The organism is Salegentibacter sp. BDJ18, assembly GCF_017579965.1.
Taxonomy (GTDB): Bacteria; Bacteroidota; Bacteroidia; order Flavobacteriales; family Flavobacteriaceae; genus Salegentibacter.
On the sequence record NZ_JAFLQX010000028.1, the window covers coordinates 16,334 to 42,416 of the forward strand.

25 protein-coding genes are annotated in these 26,083 nt (G+C 36.9%); 9 read left to right on the forward strand and 16 right to left on the reverse strand.

What is annotated here, in order from left to right; all coding sequences use genetic code 11:
• Positions 1–8 precede the first annotated feature (8 nt).
• Positions 9–1,454 (reverse strand): peptidylprolyl isomerase, encoded by a 1,446-nt coding sequence (locus J0871_RS16125; protein WP_346014353.1) that lies wholly within the window; start codon positions 1,452–1,454, stop codon positions 9–11.
• Complete coding sequence (locus J0871_RS16130; RefSeq protein WP_208226243.1) at positions 1,429–2,295, reverse strand: peptidyl-prolyl cis-trans isomerase; 867 nt, start codon at positions 2,293–2,295, stop codon at positions 1,429–1,431. Before J0871_RS16130 ends, J0871_RS16125 begins: the two co-directional genes overlap by 26 nt.
• A 259-nt stretch (positions 2,296–2,554) precedes the next feature.
• Between J0871_RS16130 and J0871_RS16135 the strand changes: the two genes are divergently transcribed.
• A complete protein-coding gene (locus J0871_RS16135; protein ID WP_208226244.1) occupies positions 2,555–3,079 on the forward strand; it encodes an OmpH family outer membrane protein in 525 nt (174 codons plus the stop codon).
• Positions 3,080–3,178: 99 nt separating this feature from the next.
• Here the strand turns inward: J0871_RS16135 and guaB are convergent, their stop codons facing one another.
• The 5 genes from guaB to J0871_RS16160 all read right to left on the reverse strand — a co-directional run bounded on the left by guaB (position 3,179) and on the right by J0871_RS16160 (position 7,603).
• Positions 3,179–4,651 (reverse strand): IMP dehydrogenase, encoded by a 1,473-nt coding sequence (gene guaB, locus J0871_RS16140; protein WP_208226391.1) that lies wholly within the window; start codon positions 4,649–4,651, stop codon positions 3,179–3,181.
• 94 nt (positions 4,652–4,745) lie between these two features.
• Positions 4,746–5,609: a hydroxymethylglutaryl-CoA lyase gene (locus tag J0871_RS16145; protein WP_208226245.1), complete on the reverse strand. Its 864-nt coding sequence runs from the start codon at positions 5,607–5,609 to the stop codon at positions 4,746–4,748.
• A gap of 101 nt (positions 5,610–5,710) precedes the next feature.
• Positions 5,711–6,325: a LysE family translocator gene (locus J0871_RS16150; RefSeq protein ID WP_075327612.1), complete on the reverse strand. Its 615-nt coding sequence runs from the start codon at positions 6,323–6,325 to the stop codon at positions 5,711–5,713.
• A gap of 3 nt (positions 6,326–6,328) precedes the next feature.
• Positions 6,329–6,577, reverse strand: a complete 249-nt coding sequence (locus J0871_RS16155; RefSeq protein WP_208226246.1) for a hypothetical protein — start codon at positions 6,575–6,577, stop codon at positions 6,329–6,331.
• Positions 6,578–7,603: a quinone-dependent dihydroorotate dehydrogenase gene (locus J0871_RS16160; RefSeq protein ID WP_208226247.1), complete on the reverse strand. Its 1,026-nt coding sequence runs from the start codon at positions 7,601–7,603 to the stop codon at positions 6,578–6,580.
• A 110-nt stretch (positions 7,604–7,713) separates the two neighbouring features.
• On the opposite strand from J0871_RS16160, the gene pepT reads away from it, so the two are divergent.
• Entirely contained in the window at positions 7,714–8,955 is a 1,242-nt protein-coding gene (pepT, locus tag J0871_RS16165; protein WP_208226248.1) for a peptidase T, read from the forward strand.
• 22 nt (positions 8,956–8,977) lie between these two features.
• Positions 8,978–9,571: a DUF1801 domain-containing protein gene (locus tag J0871_RS16170; RefSeq protein ID WP_075327616.1), complete on the forward strand. Its 594-nt coding sequence runs from the start codon at positions 8,978–8,980 to the stop codon at positions 9,569–9,571.
• Positions 9,572–9,732: 161 nt separating this feature from the next.
• Here the strand turns inward: J0871_RS16170 and yajC are convergent, their stop codons facing one another.
• The 4 genes from yajC to J0871_RS16190 form a co-directional block, all read right to left on the reverse strand.
• Complete coding sequence (gene yajC, locus J0871_RS16175) at positions 9,733–10,059, reverse strand: preprotein translocase subunit YajC (RefSeq protein WP_070053409.1); 327 nt, start codon at positions 10,057–10,059, stop codon at positions 9,733–9,735.
• A gap of 3 nt (positions 10,060–10,062) precedes the next feature.
• Positions 10,063–10,527: a DUF1573 domain-containing protein gene (locus tag J0871_RS16180; RefSeq protein WP_075327617.1), complete on the reverse strand. Its 465-nt coding sequence runs from the start codon at positions 10,525–10,527 to the stop codon at positions 10,063–10,065.
• 48 nt (positions 10,528–10,575) lie between these two features.
• Entirely contained in the window at positions 10,576–11,520 is a 945-nt protein-coding gene (gene nusB / locus J0871_RS16185) for a transcription antitermination factor NusB (protein ID WP_208226249.1), read from the reverse strand.
• Between the two features lie 82 nt (positions 11,521–11,602).
• On the reverse strand, positions 11,603–12,706 hold the full coding sequence (locus J0871_RS16190) for a Glu/Leu/Phe/Val dehydrogenase (RefSeq protein ID WP_208226250.1): 1,104 nt from the start codon (positions 12,704–12,706) through the stop codon (positions 11,603–11,605).
• 136 nt (positions 12,707–12,842) lie between these two features.
• On the opposite strand from J0871_RS16190, the gene J0871_RS16195 reads away from it, so the two are divergent.
• The 4 genes from J0871_RS16195 to J0871_RS16210 all read left to right on the forward strand — a co-directional run bounded on the left by J0871_RS16195 (position 12,843) and on the right by J0871_RS16210 (position 18,221).
• Positions 12,843–14,600 (forward strand): ABC transporter ATP-binding protein, encoded by a 1,758-nt coding sequence (locus J0871_RS16195; protein ID WP_208226251.1) that lies wholly within the window; start codon positions 12,843–12,845, stop codon positions 14,598–14,600.
• Between the two features lie 74 nt (positions 14,601–14,674).
• Positions 14,675–15,055 (forward strand): PUR family DNA/RNA-binding protein, encoded by a 381-nt coding sequence (locus tag J0871_RS16200; RefSeq protein WP_075327621.1) that lies wholly within the window; start codon positions 14,675–14,677, stop codon positions 15,053–15,055.
• A gap of 172 nt (positions 15,056–15,227) precedes the next feature.
• On the forward strand, positions 15,228–17,744 hold the full coding sequence (locus J0871_RS16205) for a M14 family metallopeptidase (RefSeq protein ID WP_208226252.1): 2,517 nt from the start codon (positions 15,228–15,230) through the stop codon (positions 17,742–17,744).
• 69 nt (positions 17,745–17,813) lie between these two features.
• Positions 17,814–18,221 carry a hypothetical protein gene (locus J0871_RS16210; RefSeq protein WP_208226253.1) on the forward strand — a complete coding sequence of 136 codons (408 nt, stop codon included), beginning with the start codon at positions 17,814–17,816 and terminating at the stop codon, positions 18,219–18,221.
• Between the two features lie 2 nt (positions 18,222–18,223).
• On the opposite strand, the gene J0871_RS16215 is transcribed toward J0871_RS16210, so the two are convergent.
• The gene (locus J0871_RS16215) at positions 18,224–18,559 is read right to left on the reverse strand and encodes a tRNA-binding protein (protein WP_208226254.1); all 336 of its coding nucleotides are present in this window, start codon (positions 18,557–18,559) and stop codon (positions 18,224–18,226) included.
• A 170-nt stretch (positions 18,560–18,729) separates the two neighbouring features.
• Here J0871_RS16215 and J0871_RS16220 point away from each other — a divergent pair, with 170 nt between their 5' ends.
• Positions 18,730–19,299: a thioredoxin family protein gene (locus J0871_RS16220; protein WP_208226255.1), complete on the forward strand. Its 570-nt coding sequence runs from the start codon at positions 18,730–18,732 to the stop codon at positions 19,297–19,299.
• Between the two features lie 143 nt (positions 19,300–19,442).
• Complete coding sequence (locus tag J0871_RS16225) at positions 19,443–20,084, forward strand: peroxiredoxin (RefSeq protein ID WP_075327626.1); 642 nt, start codon at positions 19,443–19,445, stop codon at positions 20,082–20,084.
• 181 nt (positions 20,085–20,265) lie between these two features.
• Here J0871_RS16225 and J0871_RS16230 read toward each other — a convergent pair whose 3' ends face one another.
• The 4 genes from J0871_RS16230 to J0871_RS16245 all read right to left on the reverse strand — a co-directional run bounded on the left by J0871_RS16230 (position 20,266) and on the right by J0871_RS16245 (position 26,021).
• Positions 20,266–21,198, reverse strand: coding sequence for a peptidylprolyl isomerase (locus J0871_RS16230; protein WP_208226256.1), 933 nt, complete (start codon positions 21,196–21,198; stop codon positions 20,266–20,268).
• Positions 21,199–21,245: 47 nt separating this feature from the next.
• Positions 21,246–22,874, reverse strand: a complete 1,629-nt coding sequence (locus tag J0871_RS16235; protein WP_208226257.1) for an amidohydrolase — start codon at positions 22,872–22,874, stop codon at positions 21,246–21,248.
• A 75-nt stretch (positions 22,875–22,949) separates the two neighbouring features.
• Positions 22,950–24,077 carry a hypothetical protein gene (locus J0871_RS16240; protein WP_208226258.1) on the reverse strand — a complete coding sequence of 376 codons (1,128 nt, stop codon included), beginning with the start codon at positions 24,075–24,077 and terminating at the stop codon, positions 22,950–22,952.
• A gap of 267 nt (positions 24,078–24,344) precedes the next feature.
• Entirely contained in the window at positions 24,345–26,021 is a 1,677-nt protein-coding gene (locus J0871_RS16245) for a TonB-dependent receptor (protein WP_243870528.1), read from the reverse strand.
• Between the last annotated feature and the right edge of the window lie 62 nt (positions 26,022–26,083).

Below are 26,083 nucleotides of genomic sequence, written 5' to 3' on the forward strand. Positions count from 1 at the left end.
ATAAAATGCTATTTTTTTAACCAGTTACTGCTATACTCACAGTCTTTAAACTTTCCGTTTATTTTTATATAGGTATCTCCTATTTTTTCCTGTTGCCACTCTTCTATAGCTTCTAACTGTTTATCTCTTAACGCAAGCTCTTTGATCTTTGTAAAATCTGTAGCGTAATTGGCTTCGTGTTCCGCTATTCTTTTATTTACTTTTATAAGTTTAAAAAATGGGCGCCCGGTTCTATCCTGGTCGCGCATTCTTAAAGAAAGTTCACCTTCCTGCAAATCTCCTACCTCATCATACAATTTGGGGTCTATCTTAGAAAGTTCAAAACGAGTATCACCCGTTCTTGGGTTTATAAGTTTCCCACCATCTCCCCTGGTTTCTTCTTCGTCAGAAAATTCACGGGCAGCTTCAGCAAAATCTAAAACCCCTTCGTCTACTCTTTTTCTAATGCTATCAATTTTTGCCTTGGCTTCTTCTACTGAAGCATTGGTTACATCTGGAATAAGTAGTATATGTCTTAGGTCTATGTTTTGCCCTCTAATTCTATCTACCTGGATAATATGAAAACCGAATTCGGTTTCAAAAGGTTCGCTCACTTCCCCGGCTTGAAGACTAAAAGCTACGTCTTTAAATTCTTTTACAAAATTATCTTTTCTTGAAAGAGAAATTCTACCCCCGTCTCTTGCACTTCCAGGGTCTTGAGAATATAACACCGCTTTAGTGGCAAAGCTGGCGTCGTTATCTAAAACATCTGCCCTAAAATCGTTTAAACGATCAATTACTTTTTGTTTTTCACTTTCAGGAATTTCCGGCTCTACAACAATTTGAGAAAGCTCTACTTCCTCTCCAAAAACCGGTAATTCGTCTTCGGGAATGCTTTCATAATAAGCTCTTACTTCTTCCGGAGTAATTTCTACATTTTCCACAATTCTTTGCTGCATACGGTTTGCTAACTGTCGCTCTTTATTAAGCTCGAACAATTCGCTTCTAAATTCAGCTTCATTTTCTTTATTGTAGAATTCCAGGACTTTATCCATAGAACCTACCTGGCGTACCATTTCAGAAATTTGCTGGTCTATATAACTATTAACCTCGGCATCCATCACAATAATACTATCCTGGATGGCGTGGTGTGCATAAAGTTTGTTTTCCATAAGAGAACCGGCCAGCTGGCAATCGGTCACATCTGCAGTAGACATTCCCTGGCTTTGCATATCCTTGTACATCATATCTACATCGCTGTCAAGAATAATATAATCACCAATAACGGCCGCAATTCCGTCTACTTTACGACGTTCTGAATTATTAGTTTCGGCAACGGTATTTTGTGCGATCTCCTCTTCTGGTTGAATTGAGGTACTATCGGTTACAATCACATCTTGCGAATAACCGGTAAAACCCAGTAAAACGGCCAAAAGAAAGCCCGTATTTTTAATTATAGATTTCAAATTGTTCATTTTTAATTGCATCTTTTGTAATATCTTTTTCCAGTTCTTTTATTAAATTTCTTTTTCGCCTATTAAGCAAAATCTTTTCTATGGTAGGCTCTGCATACTCAAATGGAGCATCCTGCCCATGTTCTAACACATCATTTACGTAGATCAAATATACACCTAATGAATCTTCTACCTGAAAAAAATTAGATTTGTTTAATAGATTGTCCCTATTATTAGATGATAACGCGGGGATCTTATCGTAAACCGTTTTAATCTTTACCCAAACCGAATCGTTTAACGAGTAATTTTTAAACTGAAGCGATAATTTTTCAAGTTCTTCTTTATCCTCTTCATTAAAGCGTTTTAGATAAGTTTTTATTTCCTCTATATTGGTGTTATTTTCTTCCAGGCTTACATACCTTAGTTTTAATAAATCTTCAGTAAGTTTAAAATTTCCTTTATTTTCTTCAAAATAAACCTTTTTCTCGTTCTTGGTTAAACTACTATCTAATTGCCTGCCTACTACAGCATCTTTATATGCACTTGTATAAAGTTCATTTTTATAGTTTTCTATAAGATCTCTAAACTCTTTTTGCTGACTTTCAGGAAGGTTTAATTGCGCCCGGTCTATAAGTAATTGCTGTGTTGCCCAACGTGTAATGTAATTAGACACAATAAGACTACTGTCTTCTGTAGAAGTATTTTCGTTAATTAAAGCATTAATATCTTCTTCATACAAATAAGAATCGTTCACTCTTACTATTACCTTACGCGCTTCATCTTTCTCAAAATAAGTACAACTTGCGAGCAAAAAAGCGGCAATTAAAGAAACTATAAAAAACGATGATATCTTCAAATTCATTAAGTTGAGATAGCAATTTACATACCATTTTTAAAAGACTAACAGCCTGTAATTTGCGCGTAGGCAAAAATAAGAATTCCTATAGGTTCTACAAGCTTATGGCTAAACGATTATAAGCTTCTTAAAATTATAATTTTAAAATGAAATAAGCCTGTTAAATTGAAAATGAGCCAAAATAATTTTGAAGCTGCAATAGTTTTAAGAGATTTTGTATGAATAATTAAAACCTGCTATTATATTTGCCAAAAACAATATTATTATGACACGCAGCAGTTTATTAATTGCTTTTTTATGTTTTAGCGTTTTTGTTAGCGCACAAACAAAAGTAGGAACCATAGACACCGATTACATCCTTTCCCAAATGCCCGAAATGGAAGAGGTAAATGAAGGCTTACAGGCCTACGATAAGCAATTGCAACAAGATTTCCAGGGAAGTGTGAAAAAATATGACACCCTGGTAAAAAGCTACCAGGCAAATGTAGAAACACTTGCCGATGAAGCCCGGCAACAAAGTGAATCTGAAATTATGGAGTTGGAAAACCAAATCAAGCAATTTAGACAAAGAGCCCAGGTAATGATGCAAATGAGACGAAACGAACTTACCAATCCGCTTTACGAAAAAATTAATGTCGCTATGCGAGCAGTAATACAGGAAGAAGGTTATACGCAAATTCTTCACGCCGGCGGAAACAGTCTTGCTTTTTCGGCTGAAGAATATGATATTACCGAAAAGGTAATGAATAAAATGGGAATTGAAATTCCTGAAACTACAGAAGAAGAATAGAGTTTAGAGTCTCTATTTTATTTAAAACTGGAATAAATAATAAGACCCCACAGCTTCAGAAAACTTGTGGGGTCTTTATTTTTGAATAACCGGTCTAACCTACCTACTGTAATTAGGAGACTCGTTGGTAATAGTTACATCGTGCGGGTGGCTCTCGTGAATTCCTGAAGCGGTAATCTTCACAAACTTTGCATTTTCCTTTAAAGTTGGAATATCTTTCGCACCGCAATAACCCATCCCGGCTTTTAAACCACCTACAAACTGGTGTATACTTTCTTCCAGCTCACCTTTATAAGGAACCCTACCAACAATACCTTCGGGTACAAGTTTCTTTATATCATCCTCCACATCCTGGAAATAACGATCTTTAGAGCCTTTTTGCATAGCCTCTACAGATCCCATACCGCGATAGGATTTAAATTTTCTTCCTTCGTAAATAATTGTTTCCCCAGGAGATTCTTTAGTTCCGGCAAGTAAGGATCCAAGCATTACACAATCGGCTCCAGCAGCTAAAGCTTTTGGAATATCACCGGTATATCTTATTCCGCCATCGGCAATTACAGGAACTCCTGTTCCTTTTAATGCAGAAGCTACTTCCAGTACAGCAGAAAATTGAGGAAAACCAACTCCTGCTACAACTCTGGTAGTACAAATAGAACCGGGACCAATTCCTACTTTTACCGCATCTGCTCCCGCTTCAACTAAATATTTAGCAGCTTCACCGGTAGCAATATTTCCTACTACTACTTCTAAATCTGGAAACTTTGCTTTTACGTCTTTTAAAACCGAAACCACACCTCTGGTATGCCCATGTGCAGTATCAATAATAATTGCATCTACCCCTGCATTAACCAAAGCCTCTGCTCTATCTACCGCATCTGCAGTTACCCCAATGGCTGCAGCAACACGAAGTCTTCCAAAGCTATCTTTATTTGCATTAGGCTTTTGGGTAAGTTTAGTAATATCCCTAAAAGTTATAAGTCCAACAAGCTTGTTATCTTTATTAACCACAGGAAGTTTTTCAATCTTATTTTCCTGTAAAATATCTTCTGCCTCATCCAGCGAAGTGCCTTCGGCCACAGTTACTAGATTTTCTGAAGTCATAACCTCAGCAATTGGCCTGCTATTATTTTTTTCAAATCTAAGGTCCCTGTTTGTAACAATGCCAAGCAATTTCCCTTCATCGTCTACAATTGGGATTCCACCAATACTATGCTCGCGCATATTTGCTTTCGCATCGCTCACATTGGCTGTAATAGGTAAAGTAACGGGATCTATAATCATTCCGCTTTCGGCACGCTTTACTTTACGAACTTTAAGTGCCTGTTGCTCGGCAGTCATATTCTTATGCAAAACACCAATTCCGCCTTCCCTGGCCATAGCAATAGCCATCCTGGATTCGGTAACGGTATCCATTGCGGCCGAGATTATGGGCACGTTTATAGAAATATTTTTTGTGAATTTTGTGCGAATACTTACTTCTCGAGGTAGTACTTCAGAATAAGCGGGAACTAGCAATACATCATCGTAAGTAAGGCCTTCTCCTAAGATTTTGGAATCGTGTGCGATCATAGCAATTAAAGATTTAATTGCGTGCAAATATAAGCTTTTTATAGCAAAATCTGGCTTAAAAGCTATTAGTTATCAGAAAATTAAATTATAAGATTTAATGATAAGCGCTAAAGATTTTAGATGCTTCATTATAGGCCGATTCAAAACTCGTCATTTTTATATTTGAATCTGCTTTTTTGGAATTGAAATAGGAAAGCATTTTTTCTGAAGGCATATTTCCTGTTAATTCGTCTTTGGCCATTGGGCAACCGCCAAATCCCTGGATCGCTCCGTCAAATCTTCTACAACCCGATTTGTATGCTGCATCAATTTTTTCGTGCCACTTAGTTGGGGTGGTATGAAGATGGGCTCCAAATTCAATTTCAGGATATTCTGGAATTAAATTTGAAAATAAATATTCAATTATATCAGGAGTAGAACTCCCAATAGTATCAGATAAAGAAAGTATTTTCACTCCCATTGCCGACAATTTTTCTGTCCACTCCCCTACTATTTCAACATTCCAGGGATCTCCATAAGGATTCCCAAAGCCCATAGAAAGATAGGCTACTACTTCTTTGTTCGTTTTTTCAGCGATTTCCAGGATCTCACTTAAAATATCTACCGATTCGGCGATGGTTTTATGCGTATTACGCATCTGGAAGTTTTCAGAAATCGAAAAAGGGTAGCCCAAATAATCAATTTCATTGTGAACGGAAGCATTTTCTGCACCACGGGTATTGGCAACAATAGCCAGTAATTTACTTTTAGTGGTGCTCAAATCTAGTTTGGATAAAACCTCGGCAGAATCTGCCATTTGCGGGATTGCTTTGGGGGAAACAAAACTTCCAAAATCTATAGTATCAAATCCGCAACGCAATAAAGATTGAATATACTGTACCTTTTTTTCGGTAGGAATAAAGGTTTTAATTCCCTGCATTGCATCTCGTGGACACTCTATAAGCTTGATTTTATCCATACTTTCAAAGATAGTATTTTAAGGAATATCTAAAAACCTTTAGAAATTAATTCATTTTATTAAATTGAAAGTATAATAGCACCGCTCTAACTAAGTTTCTTTTAAACTAATATAAAAACTGCAATTCCTATAAAAACTACAATTTGCAACCATTTTAAAACCACCCCAGAATGTTTATGTAATTTAAGATAGGTAGATATTTTTCCCGCCAGCAAGGCTACGCTTCCAAAAATAAGAATGGTTAAAAGCATAAAAATGGCTCCCAGAATATAAAATTGGATCACTGTATTTCCTCCGGGCTCCCAAAGAAAACCCGGAAAGAATGCGAGAAAAAAGATAGTAACTTTAGGGTTCAGCATATTCATTATAAAACCCTGTTTAAAAAGTGATAACAGGGATTTTTCTTTTATTCCTTCAGCCGAATAGGCAATTTCGGGATCACTTTTGTAAACCTGCCAGGCGAGATATAAAAGGTAAACAGCGCCGAACAGTTTAATAATAAAAAAGAGGCTTTCAGAACTTTTAATTATAGCTGAAACTCCAAAGGCCACAAGACTGGTATGAATAATAATCCCCGCAGCAAGCCCCAAAGCAGTTACAAGACCGTGTTTTTTTCCATTGGCCATTCCCTGTACCATTACATAAATAATATCGGGACCGGGAGAAATGGTAAGAATTGCCGAGGCAGTTAAAAACGGAATAAGTTGTTCTAACAAAATTTATCTTCTTTCAGATTTCTTCCTGGTAAGCAAAAAGTAGATCACGTAAAACCAGCTAAAAATTCCGTGTATAATCATTAATAAAACCGAACGGTTACGCTCCCATGAGGTGATGGCAGCTACAACGGTTCCTAAACTAATCCCATTCCTAATTACTGTATGGGTAACTTCAGAAGTTGTTTCAGAGAAACTATAGGCATCAAGACAAATTAAAACTATTAATAAAAAACTTAGGTGAAATTTCCTCATTTACGACTTGTTTTTAGCTAAAATTTCCTGGTTAATCTTTTTTATTAATTCCGGGCCTTCATAAATAAATCCCGTATAAAGTTGTACTAAACTGGCACCGGCTTCAAGTTTTTCCAAAGCATCTTTTGCAGAATGAATTCCGCCTACACCAATTATAGGAAAAGCTTTATTGCTTTTTTCAGAAAGAAACCTAATCACTTCTGTAGCGCGATTTTTTAGGGGTTTTCCGCTTAGGCCGCCCATTTCGTTCTTGTTTTCTGACTGTAAACCGTCTCGTGCAATGGTGGTATTTGTAGCAATAACCCCGGCAATTTTAGTCTCCTTTACTATGTCTATAATATCTAAAAGTTGCGCATCAGTAAGATCGGGTGCAATTTTTAGTAAAATTGGTTTTTGTTTTGGCTTTGTAGCGTTTAAACGTTGCAGCGTATTTAGCAAATTAGTGAGTGGCTCTTTATCCTGTAATTCCCGTAAGTTTGGAGTATTGGGGGAACTCACATTTACTACAAAATAATTCACATAGTCGTAGAGTGCTTCAAAACAAATCTTATAATCGTCTACAGCATTTTCGTTTGGCGTAATTTTATTTTTACCAATATTTCCGCCAATCAGCACATTTTTATTTTTCTTTAGTCTTTCAACAGCGGCTTCTACACCATCGTTATTAAAACCCATTCGGTTAATAATCGCACCGTCTTCTTTTAATCTAAATAATCGCTTTTTATCATTTCCTGGTTGCGGCTTTGGAGTCACAGTACCAATTTCAATAAAACCGAAGCCAAGATCTGATAATTCCTGAAATAGCTTTGCGTCTTTATCAAAACCGGCAGCAAGCCCAACCGGATTTTTAAACTTTAAACCGAAAACTTCACGCTCTAACCTCGAATCTTCCATCTGAAAATTCTTCCGTACAAAACTTTTAAAAGCAGCTGTTTTGCCGAATTTCTTTAGGGTTTTAAAGGTGAAGTGGTGTACCCATTCCGGGTCAAAACGAAATAATAAAGGCCTAATCGAAGATTTATACATGGTGGTTGGTTTGTGCAAAAATAGCAGAAATCATAAAAAACCGGCAGTAAATCTTAAAAGGTTTTGAAGCTGAAATGTGAATGTTTAATTTTGAATCAAACTACTAACCAATGATTAATAAACAGCGCATCATAGATCGCTTTATTAGCTATATTACGATTGATACCCAAAGCGATCCCCATAGCACAACTACTCCAAGCACCGACAAACAATGGGTTTTAGCCCAAAAACTGGCCGGTGAGTTAAAAGAAATGGGAATGACCGAGGTAAGCATAGACAATCACGCCTATGTAATGGCTACGCTCCCGGCAAATGTTCCGCATAAAGTACCGGTAATTGGTTTTATTTCGCATTTTGATACTTCGCCAGATTTTAATGCTACCAATATAAAACCCCAAATTATTGAAAATTACGACGGTAATGATATTATCCTGAATAAAGAAAAAAACATCATATTATCTTCCGAATATTTTGATGATTTAAAACAATATAAAGGCCAAACCATAATCACCACCGATGGTACCAGCCTTTTAAGCGCCGATGATAAAGCTGGAATTACCGAGATTATGACCGCAATGAAATATTTGCTGGATAATCCTGAAATTCCTCACGGGAAAATTAGGGTAGGTTTTACACCCGATGAAGAAATAGGTCGTGGTGCTCATAAATTTGATGTAGAAAAATTTGGTGCAGAATGGGCGTATACTATGGATGGTAGCCAAATTGGCGAACTGGAATTTGAGAATTTTAATGCCGCAAAAGCAATTGTTAAAGTTAATGGGAAAGGTGTTCACCCCGGCTACGCAAAAGATAAAATGGTAAACAGCCAGTATATTGCCGTAGATTTTATTAACTCGCTACCGCGTTTGGAAACCCCAGAGCATACTGAAGGCAGACAGGGTTTTTTTCACCTAAGTGATATGAAAGGCGATGTTGAAGAAACCGTGTTGGAATATATAATTCGGGATCACGATTTAGGCCATTTTGAAGCTCGTAAAGAAATGATACAGGACCTGGCTTCAGAGATTTGTTCGCAATATGAAAATGATTGTATTTCAGTTGAAATTATCGATCAATATTTTAATATGAAAGAAAAAATAGAGCCGGTAATGCATATTATTGAAATAGCTGAGAATGCAATGAAGGCAGTAAATGTTGAGCCTATTTTAAAACCAATTCGTGGCGGAACTGATGGCGCGCAACTAAGTTACATGGGACTACCCTGTCCTAATATTTTTGCCGGCGGCCACAACTTCCACGGGAAGTATGAATATGTACCGGTAGAAAGTATGCAAAAAGCCACTGAAGTAATTGTGAAAATCGCTGAATTAACTTCAGAAAATTATAAGTAATCAGTTTGTCTAAAAGTTAAAAATGGCAGTAAAATCGGTAGATCAGTATATTGAAACCCACCCAACCTGGGAGCAGGAATTACTTTCTTTACGTGAAATACTACAAAACACTGAATTGGAAGAATGTATAAAATGGGGTGCACCCGTTTATGCTTTAGATGGGAAAAATGTAGTAGGAATGGCTGCTTTTAAAAATCATTGTGCACTTTGGTTTTTTAATGGCGCTTTATTAAAAGAAAATACCGCTTTACTTTACAATGCCCAGGAAGATAAAACCAAAGCTTTAAGACAAATAAGGTTTAAAAAAGAAGATGAAATAAAACCGGAAATTCTTCAGAAGTATATAGCCGAAGCCATACAGAATCAACGGGAAGGAAAAGAAATAAAACCTTTAAAAAATAAAACACTGGTACTGCCTTTAGATCTCAAAGAGGCATTAGAAAAAGATGAACATTTCAAGAATTCCTATTATCAGTTAACTAAAGGTAAACAAAGGGAATACGCCGATTATATTTCTGAAGCAAAAAGAGAGGTTACAAAAAAATCCCGCCTGGAGAAAATTAAACCGATGATTCTAAGCGGGGTCGGGTTAAATGATAAGTATAAAAATTGCTAAGATCTTTTATAAGAACCTAAAACAGTTTCTGTTTCTAATATCTTAGATTCTGAAACGAGTTCAGAATGACGTTTTTTACAGTTCTTAAATCTTCTATAAAATAAGAATCCCCAGCGCTATGGCCTGGGGATTCTAAATTCTATTGATTAAAACAGAAAAAACTATTTCTTTTCTTTAATAGCTTTTGCCTTACTTTCTTTTTCTGGCTTCGCCGGTTCGTTGAGTTTTTTACTCATTTCCATCGAGATGGAAGAACGATCAAAGGTTATTTTTCCTGCTCCGGTTTCTATAATTACCGCATTATTTTTTTCGCTAAAATCAACAATTTTGCCGTGCATTCCGCTTTTGGTAACCACACGGTCACCACGCTTTAATTCTGATGCAAAATTACGTTCCTGTTTAGCTTTTTTCATTTGCGGGCGTATCATAAAAAAATACACCACCACAAACATTAATATTATTGGGGCAAACTGGGTTAATTGATCCATTTACTAGCTAGCATTTTCTTCGGTTTCTACAAAGGCTTTAATTCTAAGACGCTCTGTACCAGCTTCAGTATTAGCAGTTACTGTAACAGTTTTTGTTACCTGTCCTTTTCCAGAACCGTTGAATTTAACCAACATTTCACCACTTTCTCCTGGCTGAATTGGTTCTTTGGTCCAGGTTGGTACTGTACAGCCGCAAGTACTTTTTGCATTGGTAATTACCAATGGTGCCTGGCCGGTATTAGTGAATGTAAAAGTATGCTCTACGTTCTCACCTTTTGGAATATTCCCGAAATCATGTTCAGATTTCTCAAATTCCATTTTAGGATAAACAGTAGCCTGAGCATCACGCTCTGCAGCGCTTTCTACGTTTTCGGCTTTAACTTTTTCTGAGGCGTTATTGTTGTTTTCTTTACAAGAAGTAAATAGCAGCGCCCCTACTGCAGCTAACATTAAGATTCCATTTTTCATAATAGTGAACTTTATAATTTAATTTTTAAAAATAAGAAATTTTATTGACTACATAAGGCCCCGCCCTACTTTATTTAACTTATTATCATCTTTATATTCTTTAGAAAGTTTATCTAAAACTCCGTTAATAAAAATGCTACTCTTTGGGGTACTATACTCTTTGGCAAGTTCCAGGTATTCGTTAATAGTAACCTTTACCGGGATTGATGGGAACTTTAAAAACTCACAAATTGCCATTTTAATAAGGATCATATCAATTTCAGCAATTCTATCTTTATCCCAATTGGGGGTTTTCCCTAGCATTTCGTTGGCCAGAGTTTCATCATTCAAATACGTTTTTCTGAATAATTCTTTGGCAAAATCTTTATCCTCTTCATTTTTATAAAGCTTTCCAATCTTTAGATTTTCAGCAGAATTAGGCTTTAATTTCTGAAGGAATTTCAGCACCGCCGTGTTTACCAGTGGAAGATCGTCTACCCAGGTAAGTTTGGCATCTTCTAGATAATCGTATAATTTTTCATTAGGTGCTATTACTTCTTTAAAAATAGCAATGATAAACTCTTTATCTTCTTTAAAACTGGAATCGCGGGTTTCCATGTAATTTTCGTAAAGATCGCTTTTCTTTATCTCCTGCCAGATAATTTGCACATAATCATCATCCCTTTTCCAGTGCGTTATTTTTCTTGATTCCAGTGCGTCCTGTAGGCTTTCATTATGCTCAATAATTTCAAAAATGGCGTTAGAAACAAATTTTTTATTAGGATCTTTATCTTCGCTGGTGGCAAGATGTTTTTGTTGGGATTTTTCTAAAAAGTTTTCGGCCTGGCCTTTTAGTTCGGCAATTAAGCTTAATTGTACAAGGAACAGGTCGTACATCTCTTCCATACTTTTAAGCAGGAATCTCTCCTCGGTTCCCAGGTTATCGTTTTGGCTTTGGTTAAAGGCGTAAAGTGATTGCATTACTTTAACCCGAATATGTCTTCTTGTCAACATAAGTGTAAAAGAACTTTTTAGAATTAGAAAAGGCGAAAGAATATTCTTTCGCCTTGCAAAAATACCAAACTTTTGAAATTGATTACTTCAAATTTTGTTTTTTTCTATCATCAATTCTTTGCTGTGCAATTTTAAGTGCTGCAAAGTGGGATGTCATATCTTCCTTATCTGCTTTAGAAAGAATTTCTAGCGTAGTATTGTAGATATTTTCAGTCTTACGTATAATTTCCTTTTTATCGTAATTCTCTAATTCGGCGTAAACATTTATAATTCCGCCGGCATTAATTAGAAAATCCGGAGCATAAACAATACCTCTTTCTCTTAAAATTGTACCGTGAGTAACCTCATTAGACAACTGGTTATTGGCAGCGCCGGCAATTACCTTAGCCTTAATACGGTTTACCGTATCATCGTTAATGGTAGCGCCAAGGGCACAGGGGGCGTAAATATCTACTTCGGCTGCATATACATCAGCGTCATCATAAATAATTGCTCCATATTTATTTTTTACTGCTTCAAGACGTTCTTCGTTAATATCACTAATAAAAACTTTAGCTCCATCTTGTGTTAAATGCTCTACAAGGGTCTCACCAACGTGACCAATCCCCTGAACCAATACCGATTTCCCTTCAAGATCGTCACTTCCAAATTTGTGATTTGCAGCGGCTTTTATTCCCATAAATACACCGTAAGCGGTAATTGGAGATGGGTTTCCTGCTCCACCTTTATCTTCAGAAATTCCGGTAACGTATTTAGTAACTTCACGAACAGTGTCCATATCTGCAGTTTCCATTCCCACATCTTCTGCAGTAATATATTTTCCGCTAAGAGAATCTACAAAACGTCCAAAACTTTTCATAAGTTCAGGAGTTTTTTGGGTTTTAGCATCCCCAATTATTACGGCTTTTCCACCGCCAAGATTAAGTCCGGTAATCGCACTTTTAAAGGTCATACCTCGGGAAAGGCGTAAAACATCATTTAAAGCTTCCCATTCACTGCTGTAGTTCCACATTCTGGTACCACCCAGCGCTGGTCCTAAAACCGTGTTATGAATACCAATAATTGCCTTTAAACCTGTATCTTTGTCGTTGCAAAAAACTACTTGCTCGTGGTTGTCAAAAGAGAGCTGACCGAATACCGGGGCAGACTTTTTAAGTTCATTTGCATTTAGAACATCAACTTGCATAACTTGTTACATTTTATAAATTAGTGTTTTCATATTTCTGAAAATTACAGTGCAAAAATAAAGAATATTTCAACAAAGAGGTTTTTAAAACGTGTTAAAATAACATATCCTCAAATTTTAGCTTTTTTACTCTTAGATGAAGAACCTTAAGCATCTCAATAAATATTTCCTAAAGTATAAATGGAAACTACTAATTGGTCTCGTAATTACCATCGTTGCCCGCATTTTCGCCTTATATTATATTCCTCTAATCGGTGATTCTACCGATGCGATAGAACAATATATTAATGGGGAAATAAGTACTATGGAGGTACTTAGAACCGAACTTGCCATAAACATTGCCCTAATTATAGGAGCCACCTTGGTAGCTGCTTTCCTTACCTTTTTAATGCGCCAAACCTTTATCGTGGTTTCCCGATATATTGAATTTGATCTTAAAAACGAAATCTATAAACACTACCAGGAACTTTCGCTTAATTTCTATAAAAAGAACCGTACCGGCGATTTAATGAATAGAATTAGTGAAGATGTGAGTAAAGTAAGAATGTACCTTGGCCCGGCCATTATGTACACGGTTACCACCTTCACTTCTACCGTGGTGGTTTTAATTTTTATGGTTCAGGCAGCGCCAGAGCTCACTTTATATACGGTGGCACCCTTACCGGTTTTAGCATTTTCTATCTATAAAATTAGCGTTGCCATTCACAAACGCAGTACGGTGGTGCAACAATATCTTTCCAGGCTCAACACATTTACACAGGAAAGTTTCAGCGGAATTGCAGTTATAAAATCCTACGGAATGGAAACCCAGATTAATCACAATTTCGTAGACCTGGCTAATGGAAGTCGCGATAAAAATATTGATTTGGTTAAAGTTCAGGCATTTTTCTTCCCGCTAATGGTATTATTAATAGGGATTAGTAATGTACTGGTAATTTATATAGGTGGTAACCAATATATAAACGGTGAGATTGAAAATATTGGAGTTATTGTTGAATTTCTCCTTTATGTAAATATGCTTACCTGGCCAATTGCATCTATAGGCTGGGTAACTTCTTTGGTACAGCAAGCTGATGCTTCCCAGGAACGCATCAATGAATTTTTGGACGAAAAACCTGAAATTACGAATAAGAAAGAAACACCAGATGAAATTCACGGAAGCATCGCTTTTAATAACGTGAGCTTTACCTACGATGATACGAATATTACTGCGCTTAAAAATGTTTCTTTTGAAGTTGAAAGTGGAGAAACTCTCGCCATAATTGGGAAAACCGGGGCAGGAAAATCTACAATCCTTGAACTTATTGGAAGACTATATGATGTTGACCAGGGATCTATTAGCATAGACGGAAGAAATATTGAAAATCTTAACCTTGATAGTTTAAGAAACAGTATTGGCTACGTTCCGCAGGATGCATTTTTATTTAGTGATTCTATTAAAAACAATATCAAATTCGGGAAAACCAATGCCAGCGACGAAGAAATTTTTGAAGCTGCCAAAAACGCATCGGTTCATAAAAATATTGCTGGCTTCAGCAAAGACTATGACACTGTTTTAGGAGAGCGCGGTATCACGCTTTCTGGCGGACAAAAGCAACGTGTTTCTATTGCTCGCGCTATAATTCACGATCCTAAGATCTTATTGTTTGACGATTGCCTTTCTGCCGTAGATACTGAAACTGAAGAAGCTATACTGAATAACCTTTTTAAAATTTCAAAAGAAAAAACTACAATTATTGTTAGCCACAGGATTTCTTCAGCAAAAAATGCCGATAAAATTATTATCCTGGAAGACGGTGCTATAGTGCAACAAGGGACTCATTCCCAATTACTAAACCAGCAAGGCTATTACAAAGAATTGTATGCAAAACAGCTAAATGAAAAAGAAATGTGAAAATTTTTTGCTAGATGTTAAAAATTTTTAGATTTTTGAGCAGTACTAAAACCAAACTATAAAGAATCTATTTTATGAGCGACAAGGGAATGATGGAGAAAGAAGAAATATTCTCTAAAGTGCTAAGGGCCGGAAGAAGAACTTACTTCTTTGATGTGAGAGCCACACGTGCAGACGATTATTACCTAACTATTACCGAGAGTAAAAAGTTTACCAACGACGATGGTTCTTTTTTCTACAAAAAACACAAAATTTACCTTTACAAAGAGGATTTTGCCGGTTTTAATGAAATTTTACAGGAAATGACCGACTTTATTCTGAATGAAAAAGGAGAAGAGGTAATTAGCGAACGTCACCAGAAAGATTTCAAAAAAGAATATGAAACTTCAGAAAACGGTGAGACGCAAGGTGTTTCTCCAGAGAAGTTTACCGATGTGAGTTTTGACGACATCTAAAATTTTTACCTGAGCATTGAGATTAATTGCTCTAATGCTTAACTTAAAATTACAGTAATTTTATAAAGTGCCTCAGGCGTTTGTTTCGAGGTAACTATTTGAAAACTATACAAAACCGTCCCGATATTTTCAGGACGGTTTTTTTTATATTTATAACCAAACAAAAAATAACATGCAAAGACTTTTACCCCTACTTATTTTCTTTCTTTGTTTTAGCGCTTTTGCCCAACAAGAAGAACTGAGTTTAGATTATTACCTACCCCAGGATGTAAGTTACAATGAAGAAATTCCAAAACCCCAGGATATTATTGGCTACATCCCGGGAGAATGGCACGTAACCCACGATTTACTTTTAAATTATATGCGGGAACTTGCAAGAGTTTCCCCGAGAATTGAGGTAGAAAATCGCGGCAAAACCTATGAAGGCAGACCGCTTATTCTGCTTATCATAACTTCAGAAGAAAACCATAATAACCTGGAGGAAATCAGGGAAAAACATCTTGCTCTAACCCAGGAAAACGCTTCTTCGCTTAATACCGAAGAAATGCCTATTGTAGTAAACCAGGGTTTTTCCATTCACGGGAACGAAGCAAGCGGCTCTAATGCTGCGCTTTTAGCAGCTTATCACCTGGCTGCGGCTGAAGGTGAGGAAGTTCAGGAATTATTAGACAATACGATTATTCTTTTTGACCCAGCTTTTAATCCTGATGGTTTACAACGTTTCTCCTACTGGGCTAATACCCATAAAAGTGAAAATATAAATCCCGATCCGCAAGATAGGGAGTACGACGAAGTTTGGCCGGGCGGAAGAACAAATCACTATTGGTTTGATATGAACAGAGACTGGCTGCCGGTACAATTACCGGAGTCTCAGGCTCGCATTGAAACTTTTCATAAATGGATGCCGAATATTTTAACCGATCATCATGAAATGGGCTCTAATTCCAGTTTTTTCTTCCAACCGGGAATTCCCTCAAGAACCCACCCGCTTACACCCGATATTAACCAGGAACTCACAAAGGAAATCGGGACTTATCACGCAGCAGCTTTTGATGAGTTAGGCTCTTTTTATTATACCGAAGAAAACTACGACGATTTTTACTACGGAAAAGGCTCTACTTTCCCCGATATTAATGGAAGTATAGGAATTCTTTTTGAACAGGGAAGTTCTCGTGGTCACGCCCAGGAAACCGATAATGGTATTCTTACTTTTCCGTTCACCATAAGAAATCAATTTACTGCAGCGCTTTCTACTTTAGAGGCTGCTAAAAATATGCGCGAAAAAATCCTGAATTATCAACGCGATTTTTATAAGAATGCCCGCAATTCTGCTGAAAATGGTGCGTATGTTTTCGGCAGTGAAAAAGATGCTTCATCAGCTTACGAACTGGCAAAAATCCTGGAAAAACATAAAATAGAAATTCATAAAATCAAGGAAAATTTTGAATCTGACGGGAAGAATTTCAAAAAAAATTCGGCTTATGTAGTTCCTAAAAATCAGCGCCAGCATAGATTGGTAAAAGCTATGTTTGAGCGTAGAACCGAGTTTGAAGATAGTTTATTCTACGATATTTCGGCCTGGACGCTTCCTTTAGCTTTCAACCTGGATTATGCTGAAGACGTAAAAATGAATAAAGCCGGGGAGAAAATAAAAAACCTGGAAAAGCCAGAAATTGATCAGGTAGAAATAAGCAATTATGCTTATGTGATGCAGTGGCACGATTTCTATTCACCGAAAGCTTTAAATATGATCCTGGAAAAAGGTTTGCGTGCAAAAGTTGGAATGCAACCATTTTCTTTGGAAAATAAAGAATACGATTATGGAACAATTTTAATTCCGGTTCAAAATCAGGAATTAGAGGCTGATGAAATGCACCAATTTCTGCAAGAAGTATCTCAAAAGTCCAATGTACAAATAGAAGGGATAAACACCGGTCTAACCCAGGGCGTAAACCTTGGAAGTAATCAATTTAGAGCATTGCAACCTGCTAAAGTTGCTTTAATTGTAGGCGAAGGGATCACGCCGTACGATGCTGGTGAGATCTGGCATTTATTCGATCAGCGTTATGACATGAAAATTACAAAACTTGACACCCGAAATTTTTCAAGAGCAGATCTAAGTAGATATACTGCCATTATTCTGCCAAATTCCTGGGGCAGCGCTTTAGATAACAGCGATATTGATAAATTAAAAGAATGGGTTCGCGATGGCGGAACTTTAATTGGTTATCGCAATGCAGCACGCTTTTTTGAAAAAGAAAATTTTATGGATCTCGAAATTAAAAAAGACAGCCTGGTTGCAGAGAATATAAGTTTTGAAGAACAAAGAGATTTTAGAGGTGCACAGGGAATTGGCGGTGCTATATTTGAAGCAAATATAGATCGTTCTCATCCCGTGAACTTTGGTTATACCAATGATAAACTTCCTTTATTTAGGAATACCACGATCTTTGTAGAAGCAGATAAACAGAGTTATAATAACCCAATTCAGTATGCTGAAGAACCTTTATTAAGCGGTTATATTAGCGCACCCAGATTAGATTCTATTGCCGGTACGGTTCCTTTTAAACATACAGGAATGGGACGCGGAAATGTGATTTTGTTTACAGATAATACCAACTTCAGAGCTTTCTGGTTTGGAACCAATAAATTATTGATGAATGCCATCTTCTTTGGCGATGAAATGTAAATTTCTGGATAGATGCACGCAACCTTTTGTGGGTGTGTGCATCTATTTAATATAACTAAAAACCAAAAGATGAGAAATTTGCTCTTAATTGTATTATTCGCAGCGATAACAAGTTGTTCTACCACTCCAAATAGTCCAGATCTTAATTTAGATAACGAAGAAATTACCGGAAAATGGCAATTAACCGAAACCCTTGCCGATCCCGGTGACGGAAGCGGTACCTGGCAAACTGTTGAAAATGGAAGAACCCTTGAATTTACCTCTAATGGTTTAGTGAAGACTTCAGGTAGCTTTTGCAACGAAGAGGATATAAATGAAACCTCTTACGATAACGCTGAAAAAATAATAAGTACAGATTGCGGTGAAAATACTTTTGAGCTTAAATATGAATTAAAAGAAGGAAAATTATTTATTTATCCTCATAGCCCAAGATGTATTGAACCTTGTGGGAGTAAATATGAAAAAATAGAAGATTAATTTTAACCCACTCGCAAACCGTTTTCAACTTTAAAATCGGGGTTTAGTAGGACGATATCATTGTTTTCACCTACTGCCCCCAAAACCAAACATTCGCTCATAATATTAGCGATCTGTTTCTTCGGAAAATTAACCACCGCTACAATTTGCCTGTGGAGTAAATCCTCTTTTTTGTAACGCTTAGTGATTTGAGCCGAAGTTTTTCTTTCCCCAATTTCTTTTCCAAAATTGATAAGCATTTTGTAGGCAGGATTTTTCGCTTCAGGAAAGTCGGAAACTTCAGTAATAGTCCCTATTCGCATTTCCACTTTTTCAAAATCTTTCCAGGAAATTTCCATAGTTTATTTTTAAGTCCAATTTAGAAAAAAAGTGGCTATTCCGAAGTGAATTCGTAAATTACCTTGTGCGAGCCAGCGAAGCATAAATATGGAAAAATATTTTAATTTCGAAGCAAGCGCTGGAGCATTTTAATTCTAGATTATCGAGTAAATTTATAAGAAAAGAGACTATGGCCAGAACTGCATCAAATATGATCGCTTTGGGTACCAGGGCCCCAGATTTTAACCTTGTAGATGTAATTACCAGCAATAGGTATTCTCTAAAAAATATTCGGGGAAAAAAGGGCACTTTAATTATGTTTATAAGCAACCACTGCCCGTTTGTAAAACATGTAAACGAAGAAATAGTAAGACTGGCAGGCGATTACCGGGTTTTAGGTTTTGGTTTTGCCGCTATTATGAGTAATGACGTAGAAAATTACCCGGCAGACCATCCTGATAATATGAACGAAGTAGCCAGGAAACATCAATATTCTTTTCCTTATCTCTATGACGAATCCCAGGAAGTAGCAAGAGCTTATAAAGCTTCCTGTACACCAGATTTCTATCTTTTTGACGATGAATTAAAACTAATCTATCGCGGCCAGTTAGACGATTCCCGCCCCGGAAATGGAATTCCCGTAAACGGTAGGCATTTGCGGGATGCTATGGATGCCGTACTTTCTAATAAAAAAGTTCCTGAGCTACAGAAACCCAGTTTGGGCTGTAGTATTAAATGGAAATATGCCCCGGAATCTTAAGCATAGAAAATTTGCTCATTTTTAAATCAAAAAGTAACAATCAGTTAATCTTATCACAAAGCAAGTAAATCCTATTGGTTTAATAGGTTTTACTGAATATTATTCTTTAATTTTATAATTCGAATCACTAAAAATATAATATTATGAGCGAATTAAAATTAGGAGATAAAGCACCAAATTTTGATGCTGAAACTTCAGAAGGAAAAATCAATTTTTACGATTATTTAGGAGATAGCTGGGGAATTTTATTTTCGCACCCTGCCGATTATACTCCGGTTTGTACTACCGAGTTAGGAACGGTAGCGAAATATAAAGATAAATTTGAAGCCCGTAACACTAAAGTAATGGCTTTAAGTGTAGACGGCGTTGAATCTCATAAAGGCTGGATAGACGATATTAACGAAACCCAGAACACTACAGTTAATTTCCCAATTATTGCCGATGAAGATAAGAAGGTTTCTAACCTATACGGAATGATTCACCCTAAAGCCGACAACACGCTTACAGTACGTTCGGTTTATGTAATTGGGCCAGATAAAACCATCAAATTAATGATTACCTACCCCGCCAGTACCGGGAGAAATTTTGATGAATTACTTAGGGTAATAGATTCGCTACAACTTACCGCCTACCAAAAAGTAGCCACACCGGCTAACTGGAAGCACGGAGACGATGTAGTGATAAGTCCTTCGGTTTCTAATGAAGATGCCAAAGAGATGTTCCCTAAAGGTTTTAAAGAGGTAAAACCATACCTTAGAATGACCCCGCAGCCAGATTCTAAGTAAAACGAACTGCTATTAAGCACGTCATCCTGAATTTACATCGAGATTCTAAGCTTTTATAATTTGAAACAACTTAGATCCTGAAATAAATTCAGGATGACGTCATAAAAAAATACCTCACAGGTTATTGAAACTTGTGAGGTATTTTTTTATTTAAGTTCCCCCTTCGGGGGTTAGGGGGCTTTTATTTTACCGCAACCAATTCCACATCAAAAACCAAAGCTGCGTTTGGCGGTATCACACCACCGGCGCCCTGTTCCCCGTAAGCCAAATGTGAAGGAATCACAAAACGGGCCTGGTCTCCAACATTCAATAGTAAAATACCTTCATCCCATCCGCTAATTACGTGCCCTACTCCTACCGGAAATTCCAGTGGCTGATTTCTCTTGTAAGAAGAATCAAAAACACTACCATCGGTAAGCATTCCTTTGTAATGAACTGAAACGGTTTGTCCTTTTTCAGGTTTTGCGCCTTCGCCTTTCTTTTCAATTTTATATCTAAGTCCGCTTTCTGTGGTTTTAAAACCTTCTGAAAGCTTTCCAAGCAGTTCGTCTTCCCTTTTTTTAGCAGCTTCTTCTCTTTTAGCTTTAGCGCCATCAAATTGTCTAAAAGACTCTACAGCATTAAAGTTTTCTGCTTTCTCTCCAGCTCTAAGGATTTCCAATTTTTCAATTTTATCTCCTTGCTTAATACTATCTACCACATCCTGGCCTTCAATAACGCTACCAAAAACAGTGTGTTTCCCGTCTAACCAGGGAGTTTCGGTATGCGTAATAAAAAACTGGCTTCCATTAGTTCCGGGACCGGCGTTTGCCATAGAAAGTTTTCCCGGGGCATCGTGTTTTAAATCGGGATGAATTTCATCTTCAAATTTATATCCCGGGCCACCAACACCTGTTCCCTGCGGGTCACCACCCTGAATCATAAAATTAGGAATCACACGGTGAAATTTAAGATCGTTATAATAAGGTTTTCCTTGCGGAAAAGCGTCGTTTTCCAGTTTACCTTCAGCAAGACCTACAAAATTCCCAACCGTTCCCGGTGCTTTTTCGTATTCCAGTTCCACTAAAATCTGGCCTTTAGTGGTATAAAATTTAGCATATAATCCGTCGTTCATTTTCTTATATTTTTAAAGTGCAAAGATATCTATTTTAATAGAATGCATTAATATACTTTTTCAGCATTTATGTAAGTTTCCAAAATTTTTATTCCAGGAATTTCAGCGGCATCAACTTTCATAATATCCTTATCAAGGATTATAAAATCTGCAAATTTCCCTGCTTCAATACTTCCTTTTTCTTTTTCTTCAAAATTAGCGTAAGCCGCCCAAATAGTCATTCCTTTTAAAGTTTCTTCACGAGATAAGGCCTGCTCCATCATAAAACCATCTTCAGGGAAATTATTGGTATCCTGTCTTGCAACAGCAGCGTAAAAAGTAAGAAACGGGCTCACTTCTTCTACCGGAAAATCGGTTCCTAAAGCTACAATTCCGGCCTGGTCCAGTAATTTTTTAAAGGCATATGCACCATGCATTCTTTCTTCACCCAAACGATCTTCTGCCCAGTACATATCACTGGTTGCGTGTGTAGGCTGTACCGACGGAATAATATTTTTGCTGAAATACTTAAAATCTGCCGTATCTATTACCTGGGAATGTTCTACCCTCCAACGGCGGTCTCCACCATCTTTTAAAAGTTCATCGTAAGTTTTTAAAACCAGGTAATTAGCTGAATCTCCAATAGCGTGTGTATTTAACTGAAACTTTGAAGCAGCAAGGCGTTCAGCGGTTTCTTTAAAATCTTCAACCGGTGAAAGTAAAGCCCCAAAATGGCCGGCACGATCGCTATATTCTTCTTTTAAAGCCGCGCCCCTGGAACCAAGTGCACCATCACCATAAAATTTAACCGACCGTACATTTAATCTTTCGGTTTTAATTGGGTCTTTGTCCAGATAATAATCAAGATTTTCTTCGGTATTACTAATCATCGCATACAGCCTTATTTTAAGACTTTCCTCCCGGTGAAGGCTATCCATAAGTTCTATAGTTTCCCTATCAATTCCCGCATCTACCACCGTGGTAAGTCCGTATTCAAAAGAAATTTTTTGAGCGTCCAGCAAGGCGTTCACCTGCTCTTGCGTAGAAGGTTCCGGTTGAGCATTGGTAATTAGACTCATAGGATTATCTACGATAATTCCGGTAAGCCTGCCATTTTTTTGTTCAATATCGCCACCATCAAAAGGAGTTTCGGTAGTTATTCCCGCTTTATCTAAGGCAGCCTGATTGGCTAAAAGTGCGTGACCGTCTATACGGGTAACAGCAATTGGAGTATCGGGAAATAATTCATCCAGGGTATCTTTTGTGGGAAATTCTTTGTTTTCCCAGTCGTTTTGATCCCATCCTCTCCCGGTTATAAATTCTGCGCCACGCTGATTTTGAAAATCAACAATTCGCTGTACAACTTCATCAAAACTTTTGGTACCGGTGAGATCTACACGCTGCTGTTGTAAACCCAGGCGGTAGAAGTGGGCGTGCCCATCTATAAAACCGGGAAATACACTTTTGCCACCGGCGTCTAGCTTTTCAGTAATTTCATATTTTTTCTCTAGCGCTTCTGCGGTTCCTATTTCCAGGAATTTGCCATCTTTAGTTACAAAAGCTTCAGCAGAACTAAAATTATTATCTACAGTATAAATTTCAGCATTAAAAACAAGAAGATCTGCTTTCTCTTTATCTTCAGAATTACAGGAAATAAGCATCAGACTCAATAGCCCGAAAAGTAATATTTTTCTCATTATTGTCAATTTTCGTATAAAAATAAAAAATGCGCCCATTAAAGGCGCATTTTATGAATTTTATTTAATTAATGCTTAAAAAATAGCATTTATAATTTGATCACGTATACTTTTATTTGCCGCTGCGGCAAGACCTACAGACACGAATAAACCAATCATAGCATATGCAAAATCTTTAAAGATCATTCTACCTGCTTTCTTACGGTGTTTTTTGCCTTTTTTAGTTCTTGCCAAACTAATTGCAATTTCCCTACCACCAATAATTCCAAGGAAAACCCAGGTGGTACTCATTGGTACGGTACTTATAAATAGTTTGTAAATAAGCAGGATTACATAGGTTAAATCTACTAAGGTGGCTGCACGAATATCAGAAATCCTGGATTTTTCACTCACCACTTCCTGAATTTTATCTCCCCTTAAGTAAAATAATAGTCCCAGGCCACCAAATATTGTTAAAGCAAAGACTATAAATTGAAAAGTGTCCAGGCTTCGCGGAAGGAATACTGCTATATTAGCTCCATCTTGCATTACCCAAACTCCCCACAGTGTACCACTTACAATCCATTGAACTGCTGTCCAGCTGTGATTAAATTTCCTGCTTTTAAAGTATTTTTTTATAAAATTATAAGAAAGATACCATACTAAAAACGATAGTATAAAAGCCATAATATAGCCTGTCCAGCTTTTCCAGACTACCGAAGTAATCCCCGAAGTATCGGCACTAAACACACTTAAAATAAGAAAAGTGGTAGAAACCGGCATTTTAAGCCTGGTTAAAATTAATAAAACTAAAGGTGCTATAATTTGAAAGAAACTGAAGGATTCAGGGTGCGGATATGGTGAGGATCCATCGGGTTTAAGTAACCTTTGGAAAGTTACATCGCCATCAAAATAAAACCAACTGAAACTTACTACTCCCAAAAAAATAGAACCCACGTAGAGCCATAAAATCCACCAACGTTTAGCTTTATTACTTTCAATAAAAGTTCCCAAAGACTGGATACTATCATTAGCTACCGTTGCATAGGCAGCGAAGAAAAAACCAAGCCACATGGCTGCAGTTTTATTACCGGTAAAAATACCGGCCATAATAATACCAACTATAACAATTGCAAGGAATGCCTTTTCCTGAACCATAAAGTCCAGAATATTCAAATAGGGACGGGACCGGTCACTCCTTTTAAACTTTTTGCCTTTTGCCATTTAAGTAGCTTTTTTAATAATTTTGATATTTAGATTTTGGTCTTTACTAAAAGACCTCCTTAAAAATTTGGGTACAATATTAGTTAGTTCTATTGTTAATTTTGAATTTCCAATGTTGTGTTATTGTTAAGGAATTTTCCCTTACCAACTCCTATAAACACTTGAATTGAAGCTCCCTACCGGCTATTATTTGGCCGAAGATATTATTAATAACAAAAAAAAGCATCAATAAATGATGCTTTTTTTAATTTAAAGATGGCTTTTTTATTAAAAATCGAATTTATAAGTCGCTCCTGCCAGTACTTGTAATCCCTGTACCTGGAAATTTGTCCAACGTTGGTAATCGTTATTTAAAAGGTTACTTCCTTTAGCAAATATTGAAAGCCTATCGTTAAACCTATAGCCTAAATGAGCGTTCACATCAAAATAGCTATCAAGGCTAATTGTATTCATAGAAGGCTCTCCTGCTGAAGCAATTCTTTCCTGGTCGAAACGCTCGCCCACGTAAAATAAATTAGCGCCGGTATACCACTTTTCATTAATTTGATAATCGGCATTTAATGAAGCTTTAAAATCTGGAAGGTTCCAGGCTTCAACCTGGTTATCTGTGCTGTAATTAAAATATTCAGCATTAATTCCCAATCTAAAATTTCGGTTTACATCTACATTTAATTCCCCGGCAACCGAAAGGGTTTTCACATCGTCATAAACCACTTCAAAAGAATTTCCGTAGGCATAATTTTCTGTAGTGATATCGTTAGCCCGGGCATTTCGTCTAAACAAAGCTTTGTTAAACTGCGACTCATAACCGGTTTTAAAATTATAAGAAATACTATTGCTTAATTTCCCTTTGGCACCAACATAAGCATTATACTCATTATCTGTAGGTTTTATTACCAAGCCCGGAAAAACGTAAGGATTCTCCTGTATAAAACTATAATAGGTGTTTTGTTGCAGGCCACCTTCCAAACCGGCGTAAGGGGTAAAATAATCGCCCCCTAATCTATAGCTAGCGGTTACTTTAGGATAGATATAAAAATTACCATCACTGTTTTCTACATCCTGACTATAGAAAAATGCAACGCCAAGATTTAAAGTAAGATCATCTCTTAAAATTAATAAACTGGGATTTATACCGAAATTCATAAAAGTATAATCGTAAGTATCGGTTGCCAGGAATTGTTCTCCCATTTGTCCGTTTACAATATCAGTATAAATATTTGTGGTGATTAACTCATCGGCAATATTCAGTTCAAAAGTACCGCGGGCATCAAAATGATTTTCTGAAGAAGAATAGGAATCTCCGGTATGCCTAAAAGTACCACGGGCATTGTCAAAAAAAGAATCGTAAAGCTCAATTTCGGCTCCTGCATAAGCTGAAAAATAATTTTGTGCAGGATCTATTGAATTTATTTCTTCGTTGCTAAAATTAGCATCTTGCGGTAAACCATACCAGTTAAATAACTGGTGCTGCGCGCCTACTTCGGTTTTCCAACCTAAATTTCTCGTTTTTGAGTTATAACTTAGGTTAAGCTCGGTATCATAAAATTTATCGTCTAGCGCAATCCCATCAATTCCACCCTGGGAGGAATTATGGTCTAAATAAACCCCAAAATTATCGGTGCGGTTCACTTCCAGGTTACTGTAAAATTCGGCTAAAAGGTTGCCATAATTTCCAAATCCAAGACTTGCATAATTATCGTAAACCTTTACCGGGCGTTCTCTTTCTACCGTGGTAGCACGCCCTTTTGCCGGTGTAAAAGTAGAAGCTACAGGCACTGAAAATATACTGTATTGCACCGGTCTTTTCTCTGTCCGCACAGAATCTGACTCTTTGGGAGTTTGTTTTATTTTATTTGCATCTTTAACTGTTGGGGTATATGGTTTTACTACGGTTACAGTTTCGCTGTCTATAGGATCCTGAGCAAAAAGAAGCCCACTCATTAAAAACAGACTTAAAAACAGGTTTCTTTTTATTGAAAACATTTGCATATAGAAATTCTTAA

What these genes read in the sequence shown, in the direction of transcription:
- J0871_RS16205 (WP_208226252.1), top strand. Translation starts at nt 15,228, where the DNA reads ATGCAAAGACTTTTACCCCTACTTATTTTCTTTCTTTGTTTTAGCGCT.
- J0871_RS16240 (WP_208226258.1), bottom strand. Translation starts at nt 24,077, where the DNA reads ATGGCAAAAGGCAAAAAGTTTAAAAGGAGTGACCGGTCCCGTCCCTAT.
- guaB (WP_208226391.1), bottom strand. Translation starts at nt 4,651, where the DNA reads ATGATCGCACACGATTCCAAAATCTTAGGAGAAGGCCTTACTTACGAT.
- J0871_RS16160 (WP_208226247.1), bottom strand. Translation starts at nt 7,603, where the DNA reads ATGTATAAATCTTCGATTAGGCCTTTATTATTTCGTTTTGACCCGGAA.
- J0871_RS16215 (WP_208226254.1), bottom strand. Translation starts at nt 18,559, where the DNA reads ATGGAAATTTCCTGGAAAGATTTTGAAAAAGTGGAAATGCGAATAGGG.
- J0871_RS16225 (WP_075327626.1), top strand. Translation starts at nt 19,443, where the DNA reads ATGAGCGAATTAAAATTAGGAGATAAAGCACCAAATTTTGATGCTGAA.
- yajC (WP_070053409.1), bottom strand. Translation starts at nt 10,059, where the DNA reads ATGGATCAATTAACCCAGTTTGCCCCAATAATATTAATGTTTGTGGTG.
- J0871_RS16125 (WP_346014353.1), bottom strand. Translation starts at nt 1,454, where the DNA reads ATGAACAATTTGAAATCTATAATTAAAAATACGGGCTTTCTTTTGGCC.
- nusB (WP_208226249.1), bottom strand. Translation starts at nt 11,520, where the DNA reads ATGTTGACAAGAAGACATATTCGGGTTAAAGTAATGCAATCACTTTAC.
- J0871_RS16235 (WP_208226257.1), bottom strand. Translation starts at nt 22,874, where the DNA reads ATGAGAAAAATATTACTTTTCGGGCTATTGAGTCTGATGCTTATTTCC.
- J0871_RS16220 (WP_208226255.1), top strand. Translation starts at nt 18,730, where the DNA reads ATGGCCAGAACTGCATCAAATATGATCGCTTTGGGTACCAGGGCCCCA.
- J0871_RS16195 (WP_208226251.1), top strand. Translation starts at nt 12,843, where the DNA reads ATGAAGAACCTTAAGCATCTCAATAAATATTTCCTAAAGTATAAATGG.
- J0871_RS16200 (WP_075327621.1), top strand. Translation starts at nt 14,675, where the DNA reads ATGAGCGACAAGGGAATGATGGAGAAAGAAGAAATATTCTCTAAAGTG.
- pepT (WP_208226248.1), top strand. Translation starts at nt 7,714, where the DNA reads ATGATTAATAAACAGCGCATCATAGATCGCTTTATTAGCTATATTACG.
- J0871_RS16135 (WP_208226244.1), top strand. Translation starts at nt 2,555, where the DNA reads ATGACACGCAGCAGTTTATTAATTGCTTTTTTATGTTTTAGCGTTTTT.
- J0871_RS16190 (WP_208226250.1), bottom strand. Translation starts at nt 12,706, where the DNA reads ATGCAAGTTGATGTTCTAAATGCAAATGAACTTAAAAAGTCTGCCCCG.
- J0871_RS16130 (WP_208226243.1), bottom strand. Translation starts at nt 2,295, where the DNA reads ATGAATTTGAAGATATCATCGTTTTTTATAGTTTCTTTAATTGCCGCT.
- J0871_RS16210 (WP_208226253.1), top strand. Translation starts at nt 17,814, where the DNA reads ATGAGAAATTTGCTCTTAATTGTATTATTCGCAGCGATAACAAGTTGT.
- J0871_RS16180 (WP_075327617.1), bottom strand. Translation starts at nt 10,527, where the DNA reads ATGAAAAATGGAATCTTAATGTTAGCTGCAGTAGGGGCGCTGCTATTT.
- J0871_RS16145 (WP_208226245.1), bottom strand. Translation starts at nt 5,609, where the DNA reads ATGGATAAAATCAAGCTTATAGAGTGTCCACGAGATGCAATGCAGGGA.
- J0871_RS16245 (WP_243870528.1), bottom strand. Translation starts at nt 26,021, where the DNA reads ATGAGTGGGCTTCTTTTTGCTCAGGATCCTATAGACAGCGAAACTGTA.
- J0871_RS16230 (WP_208226256.1), bottom strand. Translation starts at nt 21,198, where the DNA reads ATGAACGACGGATTATATGCTAAATTTTATACCACTAAAGGCCAGATT.
- J0871_RS16155 (WP_208226246.1), bottom strand. Translation starts at nt 6,577, where the DNA reads ATGAGGAAATTTCACCTAAGTTTTTTATTAATAGTTTTAATTTGTCTT.
- J0871_RS16170 (WP_075327616.1), top strand. Translation starts at nt 8,978, where the DNA reads ATGGCAGTAAAATCGGTAGATCAGTATATTGAAACCCACCCAACCTGG.